At 75.0% G+C, this 15,619-nt stretch carries 16 protein-coding genes; 7 read left to right on the top strand and 9 right to left on the bottom strand.

Annotated features, from left to right (window positions below; translation table 11 throughout):
* Positions 1 to 7 precede the first annotated feature (7 nt).
* The 4 genes from E4A51_RS05750 (at position 8) to ybaK (ending at position 4,710) form a co-directional block, all read left to right on the top strand.
* Positions 8 to 826: an aminoglycoside 3'-phosphotransferase gene (locus E4A51_RS05750; protein WP_134851110.1), complete on the top strand. Its 819-nt coding sequence runs from the start codon at positions 8 to 10 to the stop codon at positions 824 to 826.
* Between the two features lie 28 nt (positions 827 to 854).
* Complete coding sequence (locus E4A51_RS05755; protein ID WP_134851111.1) at positions 855 to 3,443, top strand: RNA helicase; 2,589 nt, start codon at positions 855 to 857, stop codon at positions 3,441 to 3,443.
* 117 nt (positions 3,444 to 3,560) lie between these two features.
* On the top strand, positions 3,561 to 4,181 hold the full coding sequence (locus E4A51_RS05760; protein ID WP_070319244.1) for a VIT1/CCC1 transporter family protein: 621 nt from the start codon (positions 3,561 to 3,563) through the stop codon (positions 4,179 to 4,181).
* A gap of 28 nt (positions 4,182 to 4,209) precedes the next feature.
* Positions 4,210 to 4,710 carry a Cys-tRNA(Pro) deacylase gene (gene ybaK / locus E4A51_RS05765; protein ID WP_134851112.1) on the top strand — a complete coding sequence of 167 codons (501 nt, stop codon included), beginning with the start codon at positions 4,210 to 4,212 and terminating at the stop codon, positions 4,708 to 4,710.
* Here ybaK and E4A51_RS05770 read toward each other — a convergent pair.
* Positions 4,707 to 5,105: a YccF domain-containing protein gene (locus E4A51_RS05770; protein ID WP_134851113.1), complete on the bottom strand. Its 399-nt coding sequence runs from the start codon at positions 5,103 to 5,105 to the stop codon at positions 4,707 to 4,709. The two genes, ybaK and E4A51_RS05770, sit on opposite strands and share 4 nt — an antisense overlap.
* 65 nt (positions 5,106 to 5,170) lie before the next feature.
* A complete protein-coding gene (locus tag E4A51_RS05775) occupies positions 5,171 to 5,722 on the bottom strand; it encodes a YqgE/AlgH family protein (protein WP_134851114.1) in 552 nt (183 codons plus the stop codon).
* A gap of 132 nt (positions 5,723 to 5,854) precedes the next feature.
* Here E4A51_RS05775 and E4A51_RS05780 point away from each other — a divergent pair, with 132 nt between their 5' ends.
* The 3 genes from E4A51_RS05780 to E4A51_RS05790 are packed head-to-tail and all read left to right on the top strand — an operon-like array spanning position 5,855 to position 7,364.
* A complete protein-coding gene (locus E4A51_RS05780) occupies positions 5,855 to 6,598 on the top strand; it encodes a YggS family pyridoxal phosphate-dependent enzyme (RefSeq protein ID WP_240696393.1) in 744 nt (247 codons plus the stop codon).
* Positions 6,599 to 6,633: 35 nt separating this feature from the next.
* Positions 6,634 to 7,014, top strand: a complete 381-nt coding sequence (locus tag E4A51_RS05785; RefSeq protein ID WP_134851116.1) for a YidH family protein — start codon at positions 6,634 to 6,636, stop codon at positions 7,012 to 7,014.
* Positions 7,011 to 7,364, top strand: a complete 354-nt coding sequence (locus E4A51_RS05790) for a DUF202 domain-containing protein (RefSeq protein ID WP_070319255.1) — start codon at positions 7,011 to 7,013, stop codon at positions 7,362 to 7,364. Before E4A51_RS05785 ends, E4A51_RS05790 begins: the two co-directional genes overlap by 4 nt.
* 66 nt (positions 7,365 to 7,430) lie before the next feature.
* Here E4A51_RS05790 and E4A51_RS05795 read toward each other — a convergent pair whose 3' ends face one another.
* From E4A51_RS05795 to ilvC, 7 genes are all read right to left on the bottom strand, one after another.
* Positions 7,431 to 8,510, bottom strand: coding sequence for a biotin/lipoate A/B protein ligase family protein (locus tag E4A51_RS05795; RefSeq protein ID WP_070319256.1), 1,080 nt, complete (start codon positions 8,508 to 8,510; stop codon positions 7,431 to 7,433).
* A 30-nt stretch (positions 8,511 to 8,540) separates the two neighbouring features.
* Entirely contained in the window at positions 8,541 to 9,452 is a 912-nt protein-coding gene (locus tag E4A51_RS05800; protein ID WP_070319257.1) for a sensor domain-containing protein, read from the bottom strand.
* 104 nt (positions 9,453 to 9,556) lie between these two features.
* The gene (cimA, locus tag E4A51_RS05805; protein ID WP_134851117.1) at positions 9,557 to 11,179 is read right to left on the bottom strand and encodes a citramalate synthase; all 1,623 of its coding nucleotides are present in this window, start codon (positions 11,177 to 11,179) and stop codon (positions 9,557 to 9,559) included.
* A gap of 315 nt (positions 11,180 to 11,494) precedes the next feature.
* On the bottom strand, positions 11,495 to 12,601 hold the full coding sequence (locus E4A51_RS05810; protein ID WP_134851118.1) for a branched-chain amino acid aminotransferase: 1,107 nt from the start codon (positions 12,599 to 12,601) through the stop codon (positions 11,495 to 11,497).
* Positions 12,602 to 12,734: 133 nt separating this feature from the next.
* On the bottom strand, positions 12,735 to 13,793 hold the full coding sequence (locus E4A51_RS05815; RefSeq protein ID WP_070319259.1) for a 3-isopropylmalate dehydrogenase: 1,059 nt from the start codon (positions 13,791 to 13,793) through the stop codon (positions 12,735 to 12,737).
* A 61-nt stretch (positions 13,794 to 13,854) separates the two neighbouring features.
* Positions 13,855 to 14,400 (bottom strand): ASCH domain-containing protein, encoded by a 546-nt coding sequence (locus E4A51_RS05820; RefSeq protein ID WP_070319260.1) that lies wholly within the window; start codon positions 14,398 to 14,400, stop codon positions 13,855 to 13,857.
* Positions 14,401 to 14,541: 141 nt separating this feature from the next.
* Positions 14,542 to 15,570 (bottom strand): ketol-acid reductoisomerase, encoded by a 1,029-nt coding sequence (ilvC, locus tag E4A51_RS05825; protein WP_134851119.1) that lies wholly within the window; start codon positions 15,568 to 15,570, stop codon positions 14,542 to 14,544.
* Positions 15,571 to 15,619 lie beyond the last annotated feature (49 nt).

Genomic DNA, 15,619 nt, shown 5'->3' on the forward strand with positions numbered 1-15,619 from the left:
CGACGTCGTGCCCCCTGCCGACGACACGACCCCGCGCGCCCTCGCCGGCGCACCCACCGGCCCCGTCGCCGTGCCCGCGGCCGTCGAGCGGGTCGCGGGCGGCGCCCGGCTCGAGCCGGTCTGGGAGAACCAGCTCGGCGGCCTGACGTTCCGCGTCGGCGCCGAGCGCTACGTCAAGTGGGCGCCCGCGGGCGTCGCCGGGCTGGACCTGGCCGCCGAGGCGGCGCGGCTCGCGTGGGCGGCGCGGTGGACGAGCGTGCCGCAGGTGCTCGAGCAGGGCGCCGACGACGAGGGCGCGTGGCTCGTCACGGCGGCGCTGCGGGGACGGTCCGCCGTCGAGGCGCCGTGGGCCGACCGGCCCGCCGTGGCGGCCGCGGCGATCGGCGAGGGCCTGCGCGCGCTGCACGACGCGCTGCCCGTGGGCGACTGCCCGTTCTCCTGGTCGACCGCCGAGCGCGTCGCCCGGGCCCTCGAGCACCTCGACGCGGGCGACTCCCCGGCCGGGTGGTCGCCCGAGCACCGCGACCTCACCGTCGCCGAGGCGCGGGCCCGGCTGCGCGACGTCCCCGACGTCGACCTGCTCGTGGTGTGCCACGGCGACGCGTGCGCACCGAACACGCTGATCGGCGACGACGGCCGGTGGGCTGCGCACGTCGACCTCGGCCGCCTGGGCGTCGCCGACCGCTGGGCGGACCTCGCGGTCGCCGCGTGGAGCACCGAGTGGAACTACGGCCCCGGGTACGCCGGCACGGTGTACGACGCGTACGGGCTCCCGCCCGACCCCGACCGGGTCGCGTTCCACCGGCTGCTGTGGGACGCGACCTGACGTCTGCCGGCCGTGCGAGGATCGCGGGATGCCCGAGACGCTCGCCGACCGCCTGCCCACCGGGGACGCCGCGCAGGACCCCGACGCGCTCTACGAGGCGTTCACCACGTGGGCCGGGGAGCAGGGCCTGACGCTGTACCCGCACCAGGAGGAGGCGCTGCTCGAGCTGGTCACGGGCAGCCACGTGATCCTGTCGACGCCCACGGGGTCGGGCAAGTCGCTCGCGGGCGTCGCGGCGCACGCCGTGGCCCTGGCCCAGGGGCGGCGCTCGTACTACACCGCACCGATCAAGGCGCTGGTCAGCGAGAAGTTCTTCGCGCTGGTCGAGATCTTCGGGTCCGCGAACGTCGGCATGATGACCGGCGACTCGGCGGTCAACGCGAGCGCGCCCATCGTGTGCTGCACGGCCGAGATCCTCGCCAACCAGGCGCTGCGCGACGGCCCCGACGCCGACGTCGGCCTGGTCGTCATGGACGAGTTCCACTACTACGCCGACCCGCAGCGCGGCTGGGCGTGGCAGGTGCCGCTGCTCGAGCTGACGCGCACGCAGTTCCTGCTGATGTCGGCGACGCTCGGCGACGTGTCGTTCTTCGTCGACGACCTCGCGCGCCGCACCGGGCGCGACGTGTCCGTCGTCGCGAACGCCGAGCGGCCCGTGCCGCTCACGTTCTCGTACTCGGTCGAGCCGCTGCACGAGCTGCTCGACGAGCTCGTGCGCACGCGGCGCGCACCCGTGTACGTCGTGCACTTCACGCAGAAGGAGGCCGTCGAGCGCGCGCAGTCGCTGCTCTCGACGCCGCTCGCGAGCCGCGAGAAGCGCGACGCGATCGCCGCCGAGCTGGGCGGGTTCCGGTTCGGCCCCGGGTTCGGCACGACCCTGTCCCGGCTGCTGCGGCACGGCGTCGGCGTGCACCACGCGGGCATGCTGCCCAAGTACCGGCGCGTCGTGGAGCGGCTCACGCAGAAGGGCCTGCTGCCCGTGGTGTGCGGCACCGACACGCTCGGCGTCGGCATCAACGTGCCGATCCGCACGGTCGTGCTCACGAGCCTCGTCAAGTACGACGGCGTGCGCATGCGGCACCTGTCGGCGCGCGAGTTCCACCAGATCGCCGGGCGCGCCGGGCGCGCCGGGTACGACACGGTCGGCGAGGTCGTCGTGCAGGCGCCCGAGCACGTCATCGAGAACCGCAAGGCCCTGGCCAAGGCGGGCGACGACCCGCGGAAGCAGAAGAAGATCGTCCGCAAGCAGGCGCCGGCCGGGCACGTGAACTGGACCGACAAGACGTTCGAACGCCTGCGCGACGCGCCGCCCGAGCCGCTGACGTCGTCGTTCGCGGTGTCGCACGCCATGGTGCTGCACGTGCTGCAGCGCGGGCGCGACGGCCTCGGGGACCCGGTCGCCGTCATGACGCACCTGCTGACCGACAACCACGAGCCCGAGGGCGCGCGGGCGCGCCACGTGCGCCGCGCGGTCGACGTGTACCGCTCGCTGCGCGCGGCGGGCGTCGTCGAGCGCCCGTGGGTCGACGACCCGACCGCGCCGCACGGCCGCCGCCGCACGGTGCGGCTCGTGGCCGACCTCGCGCCGACGTTCGCGCTCGACCAGGCGCTGTCGCCGTTCGCGTACGCCGCGCTCGACCTGCTCGACCCGGAGGACCCCGGGTACGCGCACGACGTCGTGTCCGTCATCGAGGCGACGCTCGACGACCCGCGTCAGGTGCTCGCGGCGCAGGAGAACAAGGCCCGCGGCGAGGCCGTCGCGGCCATGAAGGCCGAGGGCCTCGACTACGACGAGCGCATGGCGCTGCTCGAGGACGTGACGTACCCGCGTCCGCTCGCCGAGCTGCTCGAGGCCGCCTTCACGACGTACCGGCGCACCAACCCGTGGGTAGCGGACCTCGCCCTGTCCCCCAAGTCGGTGGTCCGCGAGATGCACGAGCGCGCCGCGACGTTCGCCGAGTACGTGCAGCTGTACTCGCTCGACCGCACCGAGGGCGTGCTGCTGCGCTACCTCGCCGACGCGTACCGCGCGCTGCGTCGCACGGTCCCCGAGGACCGCCGCACCGAGGAGCTCGAGGAGCTGATCGCGTGGCTCGGCGACCTCGTGCGCCGCACCGACTCGTCGCTGCTCGACGAGTGGGAGCGCCTCGCGAACCCCGACCTCGAGGACGACGCGGCCGTCGAGGACGCCGACGACGCACCCCCGCCGCCCGTCACGACCGACCCGCGCGTGTTCCGCGCGCTCGTGCGCGGCGCGCTGTTCCGCCGCGTCGAGCTCGCGGCGCGCGAGGCGTGGGGTGCGCTCGCGGCGCTGGGCGACCGGGACGCCGAGGGCGACGCGTGGGACGCCGACCGCTGGGCCGACGCGGTCGAGCCGTACTTCGACGACCACGACGAGATCGGCACGGGCCCCGCCGCGCGCGGGCCGGCGCTGTTCCAGGTGACGCCGGGCTCGCACGACCCGCACGGCCCGGCCGCGGGCACGTGGTTCGTGCGGCAGGTGCTCGACGACCCGGCGGGCGACCACGACTGGCGGATCGACGCACTGGTCGACCTCGCGGCATCCGACGAGGCCGGCGAGGTGCGGCTGACCGTGCTCGAGGTCGGGCCGCTCTGAGGCGCGTGCTCGTGACCTGCGACGACCCCGGGGAAGGGTTGGCTGACCTACGTTTGCGCAGGTCAGGCCAGCCTTTCCTGCGGTGACAACCGCGCGCGACCGACCTACCGTGGAGCTATGACCACGACCTCCGAGCGCGTCCCCACCCGGGTCCCGGGCCTCACCGGGCTGCTGCACGGCTCGCGCGGCCCCGCCGCGCCGGCCGCCTCGAACGCGGGCCTGAACTGGCTGCGCGCGGGCGTCCTGGGGGCGAACGACGGCATCGTGTCGGTCGCCGCCACGGTCGTCGGCGTCGCGGGTGCCGCGGCGTCCACGTCGACCATCGCGCTGGCCGGCGGCGCCGCGCTCGTCGCGGGTGCGCTGTCGATGGCGTCGGGCGAGTACGTGTCGGTGAGCTCGCAGCGCGACGCCGAGCGCGTCGCCGCCGCGCAGGGCACCCCGGTCAACGGCGTCGACGAGGACTTCACCAACCCGTGGCACGCGGCGCTCGCGTCGATGCTCGCGTTCACGGTCGGCGCGCTCATCCCCCTGCTCATGGTGCTGGCGCCGTGGTCGGTGGCCGCGCGCGTGCCCGTCACGTTCGGCGCGGTCGTGCTCGCGCTGGTCCTCACGGGGTGGGCGTCGTCGCGGTTCACGGGCGCGTCGCCCGCGCGCTCGGTGCTGCGCAACGTCGTGGGCGGCTCGCTCGCGATGGCCGTGACGTACGGCGTCGGCGCGCTGGTGGGCGTCGCGCTCTGAACCGCCCCGCGGCGTCTACCCTGACGCCGTGGCCAGGAAGGACGCCCGCGCGCACGCCGGGACCCCCGCGCTCGTCGCGCTCGCCGCGGCGGGCGTGACCCACGTCGCGCGCACCTACGAGCACGACCCCGCGAGCGACCTCGGGTACGGCCTCGAGGCCGCGCACCTGCTGGGGGTGCCGCCCGAGCAGGTCTTCAAGACCCTCGTCGCCGACGTCGACGGCGCCCTGACCGTCGCGGTCGTGCCCGTCACCGGGCGGCTCGACCTCAAGGCCCTCGCGACCGCCGTGGGCGGCAAGCGCGCGACCATGGCCGACCCGCACGCGGCCGAGCGCGCGACCGGCTACGTGGTGGGCGGCATCTCGCCGCTCGGCCAGCGCACCCGCCTGCGCACGGTCGTCGACGAGACCGTGTGGCTCTTCGACACCGTGCTCGTCTCGGGCGGTCGCCGTGGGCTGGACGTCGAGCTCGCGCCCGACGACCTCGTGCGGCTCACCGACGCGGTCGTCGCGGACGTCGCGCGCGACTAGCGCCCGTACGCCGCGAACGCGCGGTCCGTCGGCACGATGTCCTTGCCGAGCGGCACGAGCGACACCGGGATCAGCTTGAGGTTCGCGATGCCCATGGGGATGCCGATGATCGACACGAACAGCGGCACGGCCGTGGCGACGTGCCCGATCGCGAGCCAGATGCCCGCGACGAAGAACCAGATCACGTTGCCGATGGTCGACAGCGCGCCCGCGGTCGGCTTGTCGACGATCGTGCGCCCGAACGGCCACAGCACGTAGCTCGCGATGCGGAACGACGCGATGCCGAACGGGATCGTCACGACCAGCACGCAGCAGACGATGCCCGCGGCGACGTAGCCGAGCGCGAGCCACGCACCCGCGAACACGAGCCAGATGACGTTGAGCAGGGTCTTCATGGCACCACCGTGCCATGACGCTGCGCAGGTCCGGCATCCGGGATCCCCCGGGTCGCACCCCGGTCTCAGTTCATCGACACGTCGTCCGGCGCCGTCGACAGGAGCGCGAGGTCGCCGGGCTGGCGCCGCAGCACGCGGCGCCACAGCCCGCGCGGGTCGGCGCTGAACGCGTCACCGGGCTCGTGGTCGACGACGAACCAGCCGCCCGCCTCGACCTCGGCGTCGAGCTGCCCGGCGGCCCACCCCGCGTAGCCCACGAACAGCCGCAGACCCCGGACGCCGCCCGCCACGAGCTCGGGCGGCGCGTCGAGGTCGACGACCCCCAGCCGGGTCTCGAGCGCCTGCACGCCCGGCGGCACGTCGTCACGGTCGACGTCGGCGAGCGCGAGCACCGAGTCCCGCGCGACCGGCCCGCCGTTGAAGAGCCGGCCCGGTGCGCTCAGGTGGGGCTGCCAGCGCGGCAGCACGGCCGACGCGTCCACGTCGAGCGGCCGGTCCAGCACCACCCCGAGCGCACCGTCCGCGGTGTGCTCGAGCACGAGCACGACGCTGCGCCGGAAGCTGCCGTCCCGCAGTCCCGGCGTCGCGACCAGCAGCCGGCCCGTGCACGCCTCCACACCGCCAGCATGGTGCCGGGCCCGGGGGCACGCCACACGGCGAGGGTCGCACGCGCCGCGGGCCGGGCACCCGGCGTCCACCGGGCGGAGGCGCGCCGACCCCGCGGCGCCCGCCGGGTACGGTCGGGCGTCGTGGAGTTCCAGGACGTCGCGGCGCGCCTCGCGCGCGTGCACGAGCGGGTCAGGTCGGCGTGCACGGCCGCCGGGCGCGACCCGCACGAGGTCCGCGTGCTGCTGGCGGCGAAGACCATGGACGCCCCCGCGGTGCGCACCGCCCTGCTGGCCGACGCCGCGGCCCGCGCCGCCGGGTCGGGCACCGCGCCGGTGCTGCTCGGCGAGAACCGCGTGCAGGAGCTCGTCGCGACCGCGCCGCACCTCACCGACCTCGCCCCGACCTGGCACGTGATCGGACCGCTGCAGTCCAACAAGGTCAACGCGGCGCTGCGCTGGGCCGACGCGGTGCAGTCCGTCGCCGACGACGCGCTCGCGCTGCGGCTGTCGCAGCGCGTGCAGGACCGCGCGGCACCGCTCGACGTGTGGGTGCAGGTCAACGTCTCCGGCGAGCCCACCAAGCACGGCACCTCCCCTGCCGAGGCCCCCGGCCTCGCGGTGCGCGCCGCCGCGCTGCCGGGCCTGCGGCTGGCCGGCTTCATGACCGTCGGCGCACGCAGCGACGACGAGCGCGTCGTCCGTGCCGGCTACGCGCGGCTGCGCGCGGTGCGCGACGCCGTGGTCGCCTCCGGTGCGCCCGGCACCGCCGACGCGCACGGGCTGTCGATGGGCATGAGCGGCGACCTCGAGGCCGCCGTCGCCGAGGGCGCGACCGTCGTGCGGGTCGGCACCGCCGTGTTCGGGGCACGGCCCGCGCCGCGGTGACGCCGCCGGGCCGCGCACGTTGCGAGGATGGGGTCATGTCCCCCGACGGCCCCGCCCCCGACCGCCGCTTCCCCCGGTGGGTCTACCGCGTCGGCACCGAGCCCGACGCCCGGTTCTCGCTGGCCAACGAACGCACGTTCCTCGCGTGGGCCCGCACCGGGCTCGCGCTCCTCGCGGCGGGCGTCGCGCTCGAGGCGCTCGACCTGCCGATCGCACCCGGCCCGCGCCTGACGGCGTCGGTGCTGCTCGTCGGGCTCGGGACGGTCGCGCCGACCCTCGCCTGGTGGGGGTGGGCCCGCGCCGAGCGGGCGATGCGGCGCGGTGACCCGCTGCCCGCCCCGCTGGGGTTCGGCGTGCTCGTGGCGGGCATGGGCGTGGCCGGGCTGCTGGTGCTGCTCGGGCTGCTGCTCGCATGACCGGGCCGGCCCGGCCGACGCTCGCGCCCGAACGGACCGCGCTGGCCTGGCGCCGGACCGCGCTCGGTCTCGTCGCCGGGTCAGTCGCAGCCGGTCGGCTGCTGTCCGTGGTCTGGGGCGTGGCGGCGTGGGGCGTCGCGGCGGCGGGCACCGTCCTGGCGGTCGTCGTGCTGGTCGCCGCCCGGCGCCGACGTACCGGCGGAGGTCGCGGCCCCGGGGCTGCCCCGCACGCGACCGCGTCGGACGCCCTGGAGCGCGCCCCGGGAGGCCGCCTCGTCACGGCGTGCGCCGCGGCGCTCGTGCTGCTCGGGCTCGCCGCCCTGGCCGTCGTCCTCACCGGGGCGGTCTGAACCGCACGCCCTGAGCGGCACGGCCCCGTCCCGCGCCGGGGCGCGCGGCCGCCCCGGCGCGTCCGGTCAGGGGACGCGCGCGGTCCAGACCGGGTCGGAGAACTTCGTCTCCACCAGGTGCAGGGCGCGCTCGAGCTCGGCCGGGCGCAGCTCGTCGTCGACCGTGCGGTAGCGACCGCGGAAGTGCGCGACGAACGCGTCGATGACCTGCTCGCGCGGGAGCCGGGTCTGCGAGCGCACCGGGTCGACCCGCTTGTTCGCCGAGCGCGTGCCCTTGTCGGACAGCTTCTCGCGCCCGATGCGCAGCACCTGGAGCATCTTGTCGGCGTCGATGTCGTAGGCCATCGTCACGTGGTGCAGCACGGCGCCGCCCGCGAGCCGCTTCTGCGCCGACCCGGCGATCTTCCCCGCGGGTGACGCGATGTCGTTGAGGCCCGACGTGGTGGCCTGCACGCCGACGTCGGCGAGCGCGCCCAGCACCCACGCGTTGAGGAACGCGTACGAGTCCTCGAACGACATGCCGTCGACCAGCGAGCCCGGCACCACCAGCGAGAACGTGATGCAGTTGCCGGCCTCCATGAACATCGCGCCGCCGCCCGAGACGCGGCGCACGACCGTCACGCCCAGGTCCCGCGCCGCGTCGAGGTCGACCTCGTTGCGCAGCGACTGGAACGAGCCGATGACGACCGCCGGGTCCTCCCACTCCCAGAAGCGCAGCGTGGGGCCGCGACGCCCCGCGTCGAGCTCCTCGGTGAGCACCTGGTCGAGGGCCGCGTGCACCGCCGGCGGCATCGGCCCCGGGTGCAGCACCGCGAACTCGTGGTCCGACCACGCGGTCGACAACCCGAGCGCGCGACGCACCGCGACCGCGACCGCGCGCGTGTCGAACCCGACCATCGCGACCGGCGCCACGATCCGGCCCTGCTCCTGCGCGAGGCGCAGCGCGTCGTCGAGCACCTGGACGAGCTGCGCGACGTGCGCGTCGCGCGGCACGCCCACGAGGGCGCCGGCGAGCACGCCGAGCGCGTCGTCGGGCTCGAGGAAGAAGTCTCCGGACAGGACGACGTCCCGCAGCCGGCCGTCGTCGTCGACCTCGAGGTCGATCACCACGAGCTTGCCGTCGGGCACCTTGTACTCACCGTGCACACCCCCACCCTAGGCGCGCCGCGGCCCTGCTCAGGTCAGCGCACGGACCGCCGCGAGCGCGCGCGACTCGACGACCGCGCTCAGCTCCGCGGACGAGCCCAGCACCGCGTGGGCGGCCTGTGCGTCGGCGGCGGTCGGGGCGCTCGCCGTCCAGGTGACCACGGCGTTGCCGACCAGCACGTGGCCCGTGACCTGCGGCACCGCGACCCCCTCGGTCACGGCCGTGACGTCCTGCACGATCGCCGGGAACACGCCCTGCCCCTCGAGCGCGGGCTCGGCCGTCCAGGTCGTGCCGGCCGCACCGGGCACCACCCGCGTGTACCGGGCGCACGCGTCGACGGTCGTGACCAGCGCGCGGAACGCGTCGCTCGCCGCGGCCGCGTCCGGGAGCACCACGACGTCCTGCTCGAACGTCATCTCGTCGTTGCCCCACGACTGCGCGTCGTGGTGCACCGGCGGCGACGTCACGACCGTGACGGCCGGCAGGCACTCGGGCGGCTCGACGACCGCGCCCTCGGGCAGGCCCCACGTGCTGGTGCCGGGCTCGAGACCGCGCCCCACACCCGCGGCGGCGGCCGGGAGGGCCTGCTCGAGGTCGGCGCGCGTGACGAGCAGCGACGCCGCCGTCGTCGCGTCGAAGCGCGCGTCGGCGCCCGGCGGGCTCACCGCCGTCGACGTCGGGCCGGGCGTCGGGGCGTCCGGCGACGCGTCGTCCGTGGCGGACGGCGTCGCCACGACGACCGTCGCCGTGGGGACGGGTGTCGCGTCCACGGCCCAGGGACGCGTGGCCAGCACGACGACGCCGACCAGCACGAGCACCACGACCGCGACCCACCCCGCGCGTCGCCACCCGCGGCCAGGGCGGGCACCGCCGCCCGGCCGCGCGTCCGCGCGCCACCTCGCCTCGTCGCCGGAGGGCGGGGGCGGGGCCGAGCCGGACACGGGGGCTCCTTCCGTTACGGGCCGCGGGGGCCACCCCCGAGGCTAGGGCGTGCGTCCGTCCCCGGCGCGACGACCCGCGGGCGCACCCCGCACCCGCGGCGGCGTCAGCGCGGCAGGACGCCCCGGTGGCGCAGACCCCAGATCGCGGAGTCGGTGAGCGCCTCCCACGAGGCCTCGATGAGGTTGGGCCCCACGCCGACCGTGCTCCACGACGTCTCGCCGTCCGTCGTCTCGATGAGCACGCGCGTGACGGCGTCGGTGCCCTGCATCTGGTCGAGGATGCGGACCTTGAAGTCGATGAGCTCGAAGCCCTCGAGCTCCGGGTAGACGCGCAGCAGCGCGTGCCGCAGCGCGTGGTCCAGCGCGTTGACGGGACCGTTGCCCTCGCCGGTGCTGACGATCCGCTCGCCGCCCGCGTGCAGCTTGACGGTCGCCTCGGCCGTCGCGGGCGTGCCGCGACCGCCGTTGCGCTCGACGATCGTGCGCCACGACTCGACGCGGAAGTACCCCGGGCGCGCGCCCTCGAGCTCCTCCACGAGCAGCAGCTCGAACGACGCGTCGGCGGCCTCGAACGTGTAGCCGTGCGCCTCGGCGTCCTTCACGCGGTCGGTGACGCGCGAGAGGACCGCGGGCTGCTCGGCCAGGTCGATGCCGAGCTGGCGCCCCTTGAGCTCGATCGACGCGCGGCCCGCCATGTCGGACACGAGCATGCGCATGTCGTTGCCGACCAGCGCGGGGTCGGTGTGCTGGTAGAGGTCGGGGTCGACCTTGATCGCCGACGCGTGCAGCCCGGCCTTGTGCGCGAACGCGCTGGCGCCCACGTAGGGCTGACGCGCGAACGGCGAGATGTTGGTGAGCTCGCTGATGGCGTGCGCGATGCGCGTGAGCTCGGGCAGGCCGCCGGGCGAGTCGTCGGTGCGCGCGAGCACGCGGCGTCCGAGCTTGAGCTCGAGGTTCGCGACGACCGACAGCAGGTCGGCGTTGCCCGTGCGCTCGCCGTAGCCGTTGACGGTGCCCTGCACGTGCGCGCAGCCCGCGTCCACGGCCGCGAGCGTGTTGGCGACCGCGCAGCCCGAGTCGTTGTGCGCGTGCATGCCCAGCACCGCGTCGGGGCCGATGGCGGCCCGCACGGCGGCGACGACCTCGCGCACCTGGTCGGGCAGCATCCCGCCGTTGGTGTCGCACAGCGCGACGACCTCGGCGCCGGCCTCGAACGCCGCCCGCGTCGCACGCACGGCGAAGTCGGCGTCGTACCCGTAGCCGTCGAAGAAGTGCTCGGCGTCGACGAACACGCGCCGCCCCTCGCGCACGAGGAACGCGACCGTGTCCGCGATCATCGCGAGACCCTCGTCGGGGGTCGTGCGCAGCGCGCGCTCGACGTGCCGCACGTCGGACTTCGCGACGAGCGTGACGACCGGGGCCTCGGAGTCGAGCAGCGCCCGCACCTGCGGGTCGTCGACCGCGCGCACGCCCGCCTTGCGGGTCGCGCCGAACGCCGCGAGCTCGGCGTGCCGCAGGTCGAGCTCCTTGGCGGCGCGCTTGAAGAACTCGGTGTCCTTCGGCACCGCGCCCGGCCAGCCGCCCTCGATGAACCCGACGCCCAGCTCGTCCAGCAGCGGGGCGATCGCGAGCTTGTCGGCGACCGACAGGTTGATGCCCTCCTGCTGCGCACCGTCGCGCAGCGTCGTGTCGTAGACGTGGAAGGTGGGCGACGCGGGGGCGTTCACGGGGTGCTCCTTCGGCGGTGCGGGAGTGCGTCGGCGGGTGCGCGACCGGCGGGGGTGGTGCCGGTGCCTCGTCGACGTGTCCGCCCGGCGGGGGGTGGTGCCGGGCTGACGTCTGGACCAACAAAAAGACCCCCCGAGGACGGGAGGTCTGCGCGTCGGCGGGTGGGCCGACGCGCTACGCGATGATGAGCGTGAAGCGGGTCACAGGGTGATCGTCGCACACGCCGCCCGCGTGCGGCAGGCGGTCCATCATGCGGAACAGCCGTCCGGTGCGGGCCGTGCGGCGAGGCGTCCCCCGCCGCACGGCGCCGCCGGTCAGACGAGCCGGTGCATCCAGCCGTGCCGGTCGGCCGCGCGGCCGTACTGCACGTCGGTGAGCTCGGCGCGGATCCGCATGGTCACCGGCCCGGCCTCGCCGTCGCCGACCACGAGGTCGAAGTCGTCGCTCGCGAGCCGCCCGATCGGCGTCATCACCGCGGCGGTGCCGCAGGCGAACACCTCGGTGACGCTGCCGTCGGCGAGGTCGCGGCGCAGCTCGTCGAGCAGCACGGGTCGCTCGGACACCTCGTGGCCCGCGTCGGTCAGCAGCTGCAGGATCGACGAGCGCGTGACGCCCTCGAGGATCGTGCCCGACACCGGCGGGGTCACGACCGAGCCGTCGGCCCGCACGACGACGACGTTCATGCCGCCGAGCTCCTCGAGCTGCGTGCCGGTGCGGTCGTCGAGGAAGCAGACCTGCTCGAAGCCCTTGGCGTACGCCTCCTGCTGCGGGAGCAGGCTCGCGGCGTAGTTGCCGCCGCACTTGGCCGCCCCCGTGCCGCCCGCGCCGGCGCGGTGGTACTGCTGCGACACCCAGATCGACACGGGCTTGACGCCGCCCGCGAAGTACGGGCCGACGGGCGACGCGATCACGAGGAACTCGGCCTCGAGCGACGGCCGCACGCCGAGGAACCGCTCGGACGCGTACATGAACGGCCGCAGGTACAGGCTCGTCTCCTCGCCCGACGGCACCCACTCGCGGTCGACCTCGACCAGCGCGCGGATCGCGCCGAGGAAGTCCGCCTCGGACAGCTCGGGCAGCGCGAGCCGCTGCGCCGAGCGCGCGAACCGTGCCGCGTTTGCCTCCGGGCGGAACGACCACACGCTGCCGTCGGGGTGCCGGTACGCCTTGAGGCCCTCGAAGATCTCCTGCGCGTAGTGCAGGACGGCGGTCGCGGGGTCGAGCTGCAGCGGGCCGTACGGCTCGACGCGGCGGTCGGCCCACCCGTCCGCGTGGGTCCACGAGACACGAGCCATGTGGTCGGTGAACACCGTGCCGAAGCGCGGCGACGCGAGCGCCGCCGCGCGCTCGGCGTCCGGGACGGGGTGGTCGGTGCGGTGCAGCGCGAACGCGGCGGACGAGGGGGTCGTGAGGGTGCTCATCGGGGGGCCTTTCACCAGGGTCGACGTCGACGGTACCGGTGCGGACGGCCGGGTGGACAGGGTGCAGGCGCGCGCCTGCGGACCGACGGACGCTCGTCGTGCGCGGCGTCGTCGGCGAGCCCCGGGCGGGGCGTCAGCCGGCGACGCGGGCGGCGAGGTCCTTGCCCACCTCGGCCGTCGACCGTACTCGGCCGGCGCGCTCGGCGATGTCGGCGGCCACCGCGGCCTCGACGGCGCGCGCGGCGTCGGGCAGGCCGACGTGGTCGAGCAGCAGCGCGACCGACAGCACCGTCGCAGTGGGGTCGGCCTTGCCCTGCCCGGCGATGTCGGGGGCCGAGCCGTGCACGGGCTCGAACATGCTCGGCGCGGTGCGGTCGGGGTTGATGTTGGCCGACGCGGCGAGGCCGATGCCGCCCGTGATGGCGGCGGCCAGGTCGGTGAGGATGTCGCCGAACAGGTTGTCGGTCACGATGACGTCGAACCGCGCGGGGTCGGTGACGAGGAAGATCGTCGCCGCGTCGACGTGCAGGTAGTCCACCGTGACGTCGGGGAACTCGGCGTTGACGGCCTCGACCGTGCGACGCCACAGGTGGCCCGCGTGCACCAGCACGTTGTGCTTGTGCACGAGCGTGAGCTTCTTGCGGGGGCGAGCCGCGGCGCGCGCGAACGCGTCGCGCACGACGCGCTCGACGCCGAACGCGGTGTTGACGCTCACCTCGTTCGCGACCTCGGCGGGCGTGCCGACGCGGATCGCGCCACCGTTGCCGACGTAGGGACCCTCGGTGCCCTCGCGCACGACGACGAAGTCGACGTCGCCGGGGGCGGCGAGGGGGCTCGCGACGCCCGGGAAGAGCGTGCTGGGGCGCAGGTTGACGTAGTGGTCGAGCGCGAAGCGCAGCTTGAGCAGCAGCCCGCGCTCGAGGACGCCCGACGGCACGCTCGGGTCGCCGATCGCACCGAGCAGGATCGCGTCGTGCGTGCGGATCGCGGCGAGGTCCTCGTCCGTGAGGGTCTCGCCCGTGGCGTGCCAGCGCCGGGCGCCGAGGTCGAAGTCGGTCGTGCGGACCGTGGTGCCGGTGCCGTGCAGGGCCTGCTCGAGCACGAGGAGCCCCTGCTCGACGACCTCCGTCCCGATGCCGTCGCCGGCCACGACGGCCAGGTTCAGGGACGTGGGAGGGGTCGTGTCAGCCATGCCGCCACAGTAACCAGCGGTCCACGCCTCGGACGTCTCGTCTCATCAGACGGACGCTGGCTCAGTCGACCGCCGGCGCCGACCCCGTCGTCGGGTACACGAGCTCGAACCGCTCCGTGACGACGTCCATCGTCGGCGAGAACACCGCGTCCCCGAGCACGCGCCGCCACACGGCCTCGTGCTCACGCCGCCACGCCGCGACCGACCGGTCGCCCTCGCCCTCCGCCGCCGCGTGCTCGTCACCCACCGCGTCGAACGGTACGACGTCGACCGCCGTCGTGCGCAGCAGCGCCCGCGGGTCGCCGCGCGAGTCCAGCACGATCGACACGTCCCCGACCCGCGGCAGCGGCGCGTCGGCCGCCGTGAGCTCCGCGAGCGCCGTCGACGTCGCCGTCTTGCGGCCCTCGAGCACCAGGCCGAGCAGCGCGTCGGCCGCGACCGGGTCGTCGCCGAACGACCACGCCGGCGGGGCGACCGCACCGTCGACCGTCTCCCCCATCACCGGGTCGAGCTTGCCCCACCCCAGGTGCCCGCGCGCCGCGTCCCAGAAGTCCGCGATCCGCGTGTCCTGCGTGCCGTCCGGCGCCTGCGGCAGCTGCTCGGTCATCGTGCACCCTTCCCTCGAGGTCACGGGCGACGTACCCGCGCAGCGATCCTTCCGCGCCGCGCGGCGACCTGCACCCCCACCAGGTGCGAGAGGGCGATCCAGCCGGTGCTGGATCGCCCTCTCGCGGTGGGCGGTGGTGGGTCAGCGCGCCGCGCTGCCCTCCGTGTAGTCGGAGTCCGAGGGCTTCACCCACGCGAACAGCTGGCGCAGCTCGCGGCCGACCGGCTCGATCGGGTGGTTCTGGCCCTTCTCACGCAGCGCCTGGAACTCGGGCGCGCCCGCGTCCTGGTCCGTGATGAAGCGCTCCGCGAACGCGCCGTTCTGGATGTCCGCGAGCACGGCCTGCATGTTCGCCTTGACCTCGGGCGTGATGACGCGCGGGCCCGAGACGTAGTCGCCGTACTCGGCCGTGTCCGACACCGACCAGCGCTGCTTGGTGATCCCGCCCTCGAAGATGAGGTCGACGATGAGCTTGAGCTCGTGCAGCACCTCGAAGTACGCGACCTCGGGCTGGTAGCCCGCCTCGGTCAGGGTCTCGAAGCCGTACTGGATGAGCTGCGACACGCCACCGCACAGGACGGCCTGCTCACCGAACAGGTCGGTCTCGGTCTCCTCGGTGAACGTCGTCTTGATGCCCGCCGCGCGCAGGCCGCCGATGGCCTTCGCGTACGACAGCGCGAGCGCCCACGCCGAGCCCGACGCGTCCTGCTCGACCGCGACGATGACCGGCACGCCGCGCCCGTCGACGTACTCGCGGCGGACGAGGTGGCCCGGGCCCTTGGGCGCGACCATGAGCACGTCGTGGTCCGCGGCCGGCTTGATGTAGCCGTAGCGGATGTTGAAGCCGTGACCGAAGACGAGCGCGGCGCCGTCCTTGAGGTTCGGCTCGATCTCCTCGCGGTAGACGATGCGCTGCACCTGGTCGGGCGCGAGGATCACGACGACGTCGGCACCGGCGACCGCGTCGGCGACCGAGGCGACCGTGAGGCCCTCGTTCTCGGCCTTGGCCCGCGACGCCGAGCCCTCGCGCAGGCCGACGGTCACGTCGACGCCGGAGTCGCGCAGGTTGAGCGAGTGCGCGTGCCCCTGGCTGCCGTAGCCGATGACGGCGACCTTCTTGGACTGGATGACCGACAGGTCGGCGTCGTCGTCGTAGAACAGCTCAGCCACGGTGGATCTCCTCGGTGGTGTGTCTTGGCAGGGTGGGGTCTGGACGGGG

It is taken from the genome of Cellulomonas sp. HD19AZ1, assembly GCF_004535805.1.
Taxonomy (GTDB): domain Bacteria; phylum Actinomycetota; class Actinomycetes; order Actinomycetales; family Cellulomonadaceae; genus Cellulomonas; species Cellulomonas iranensis.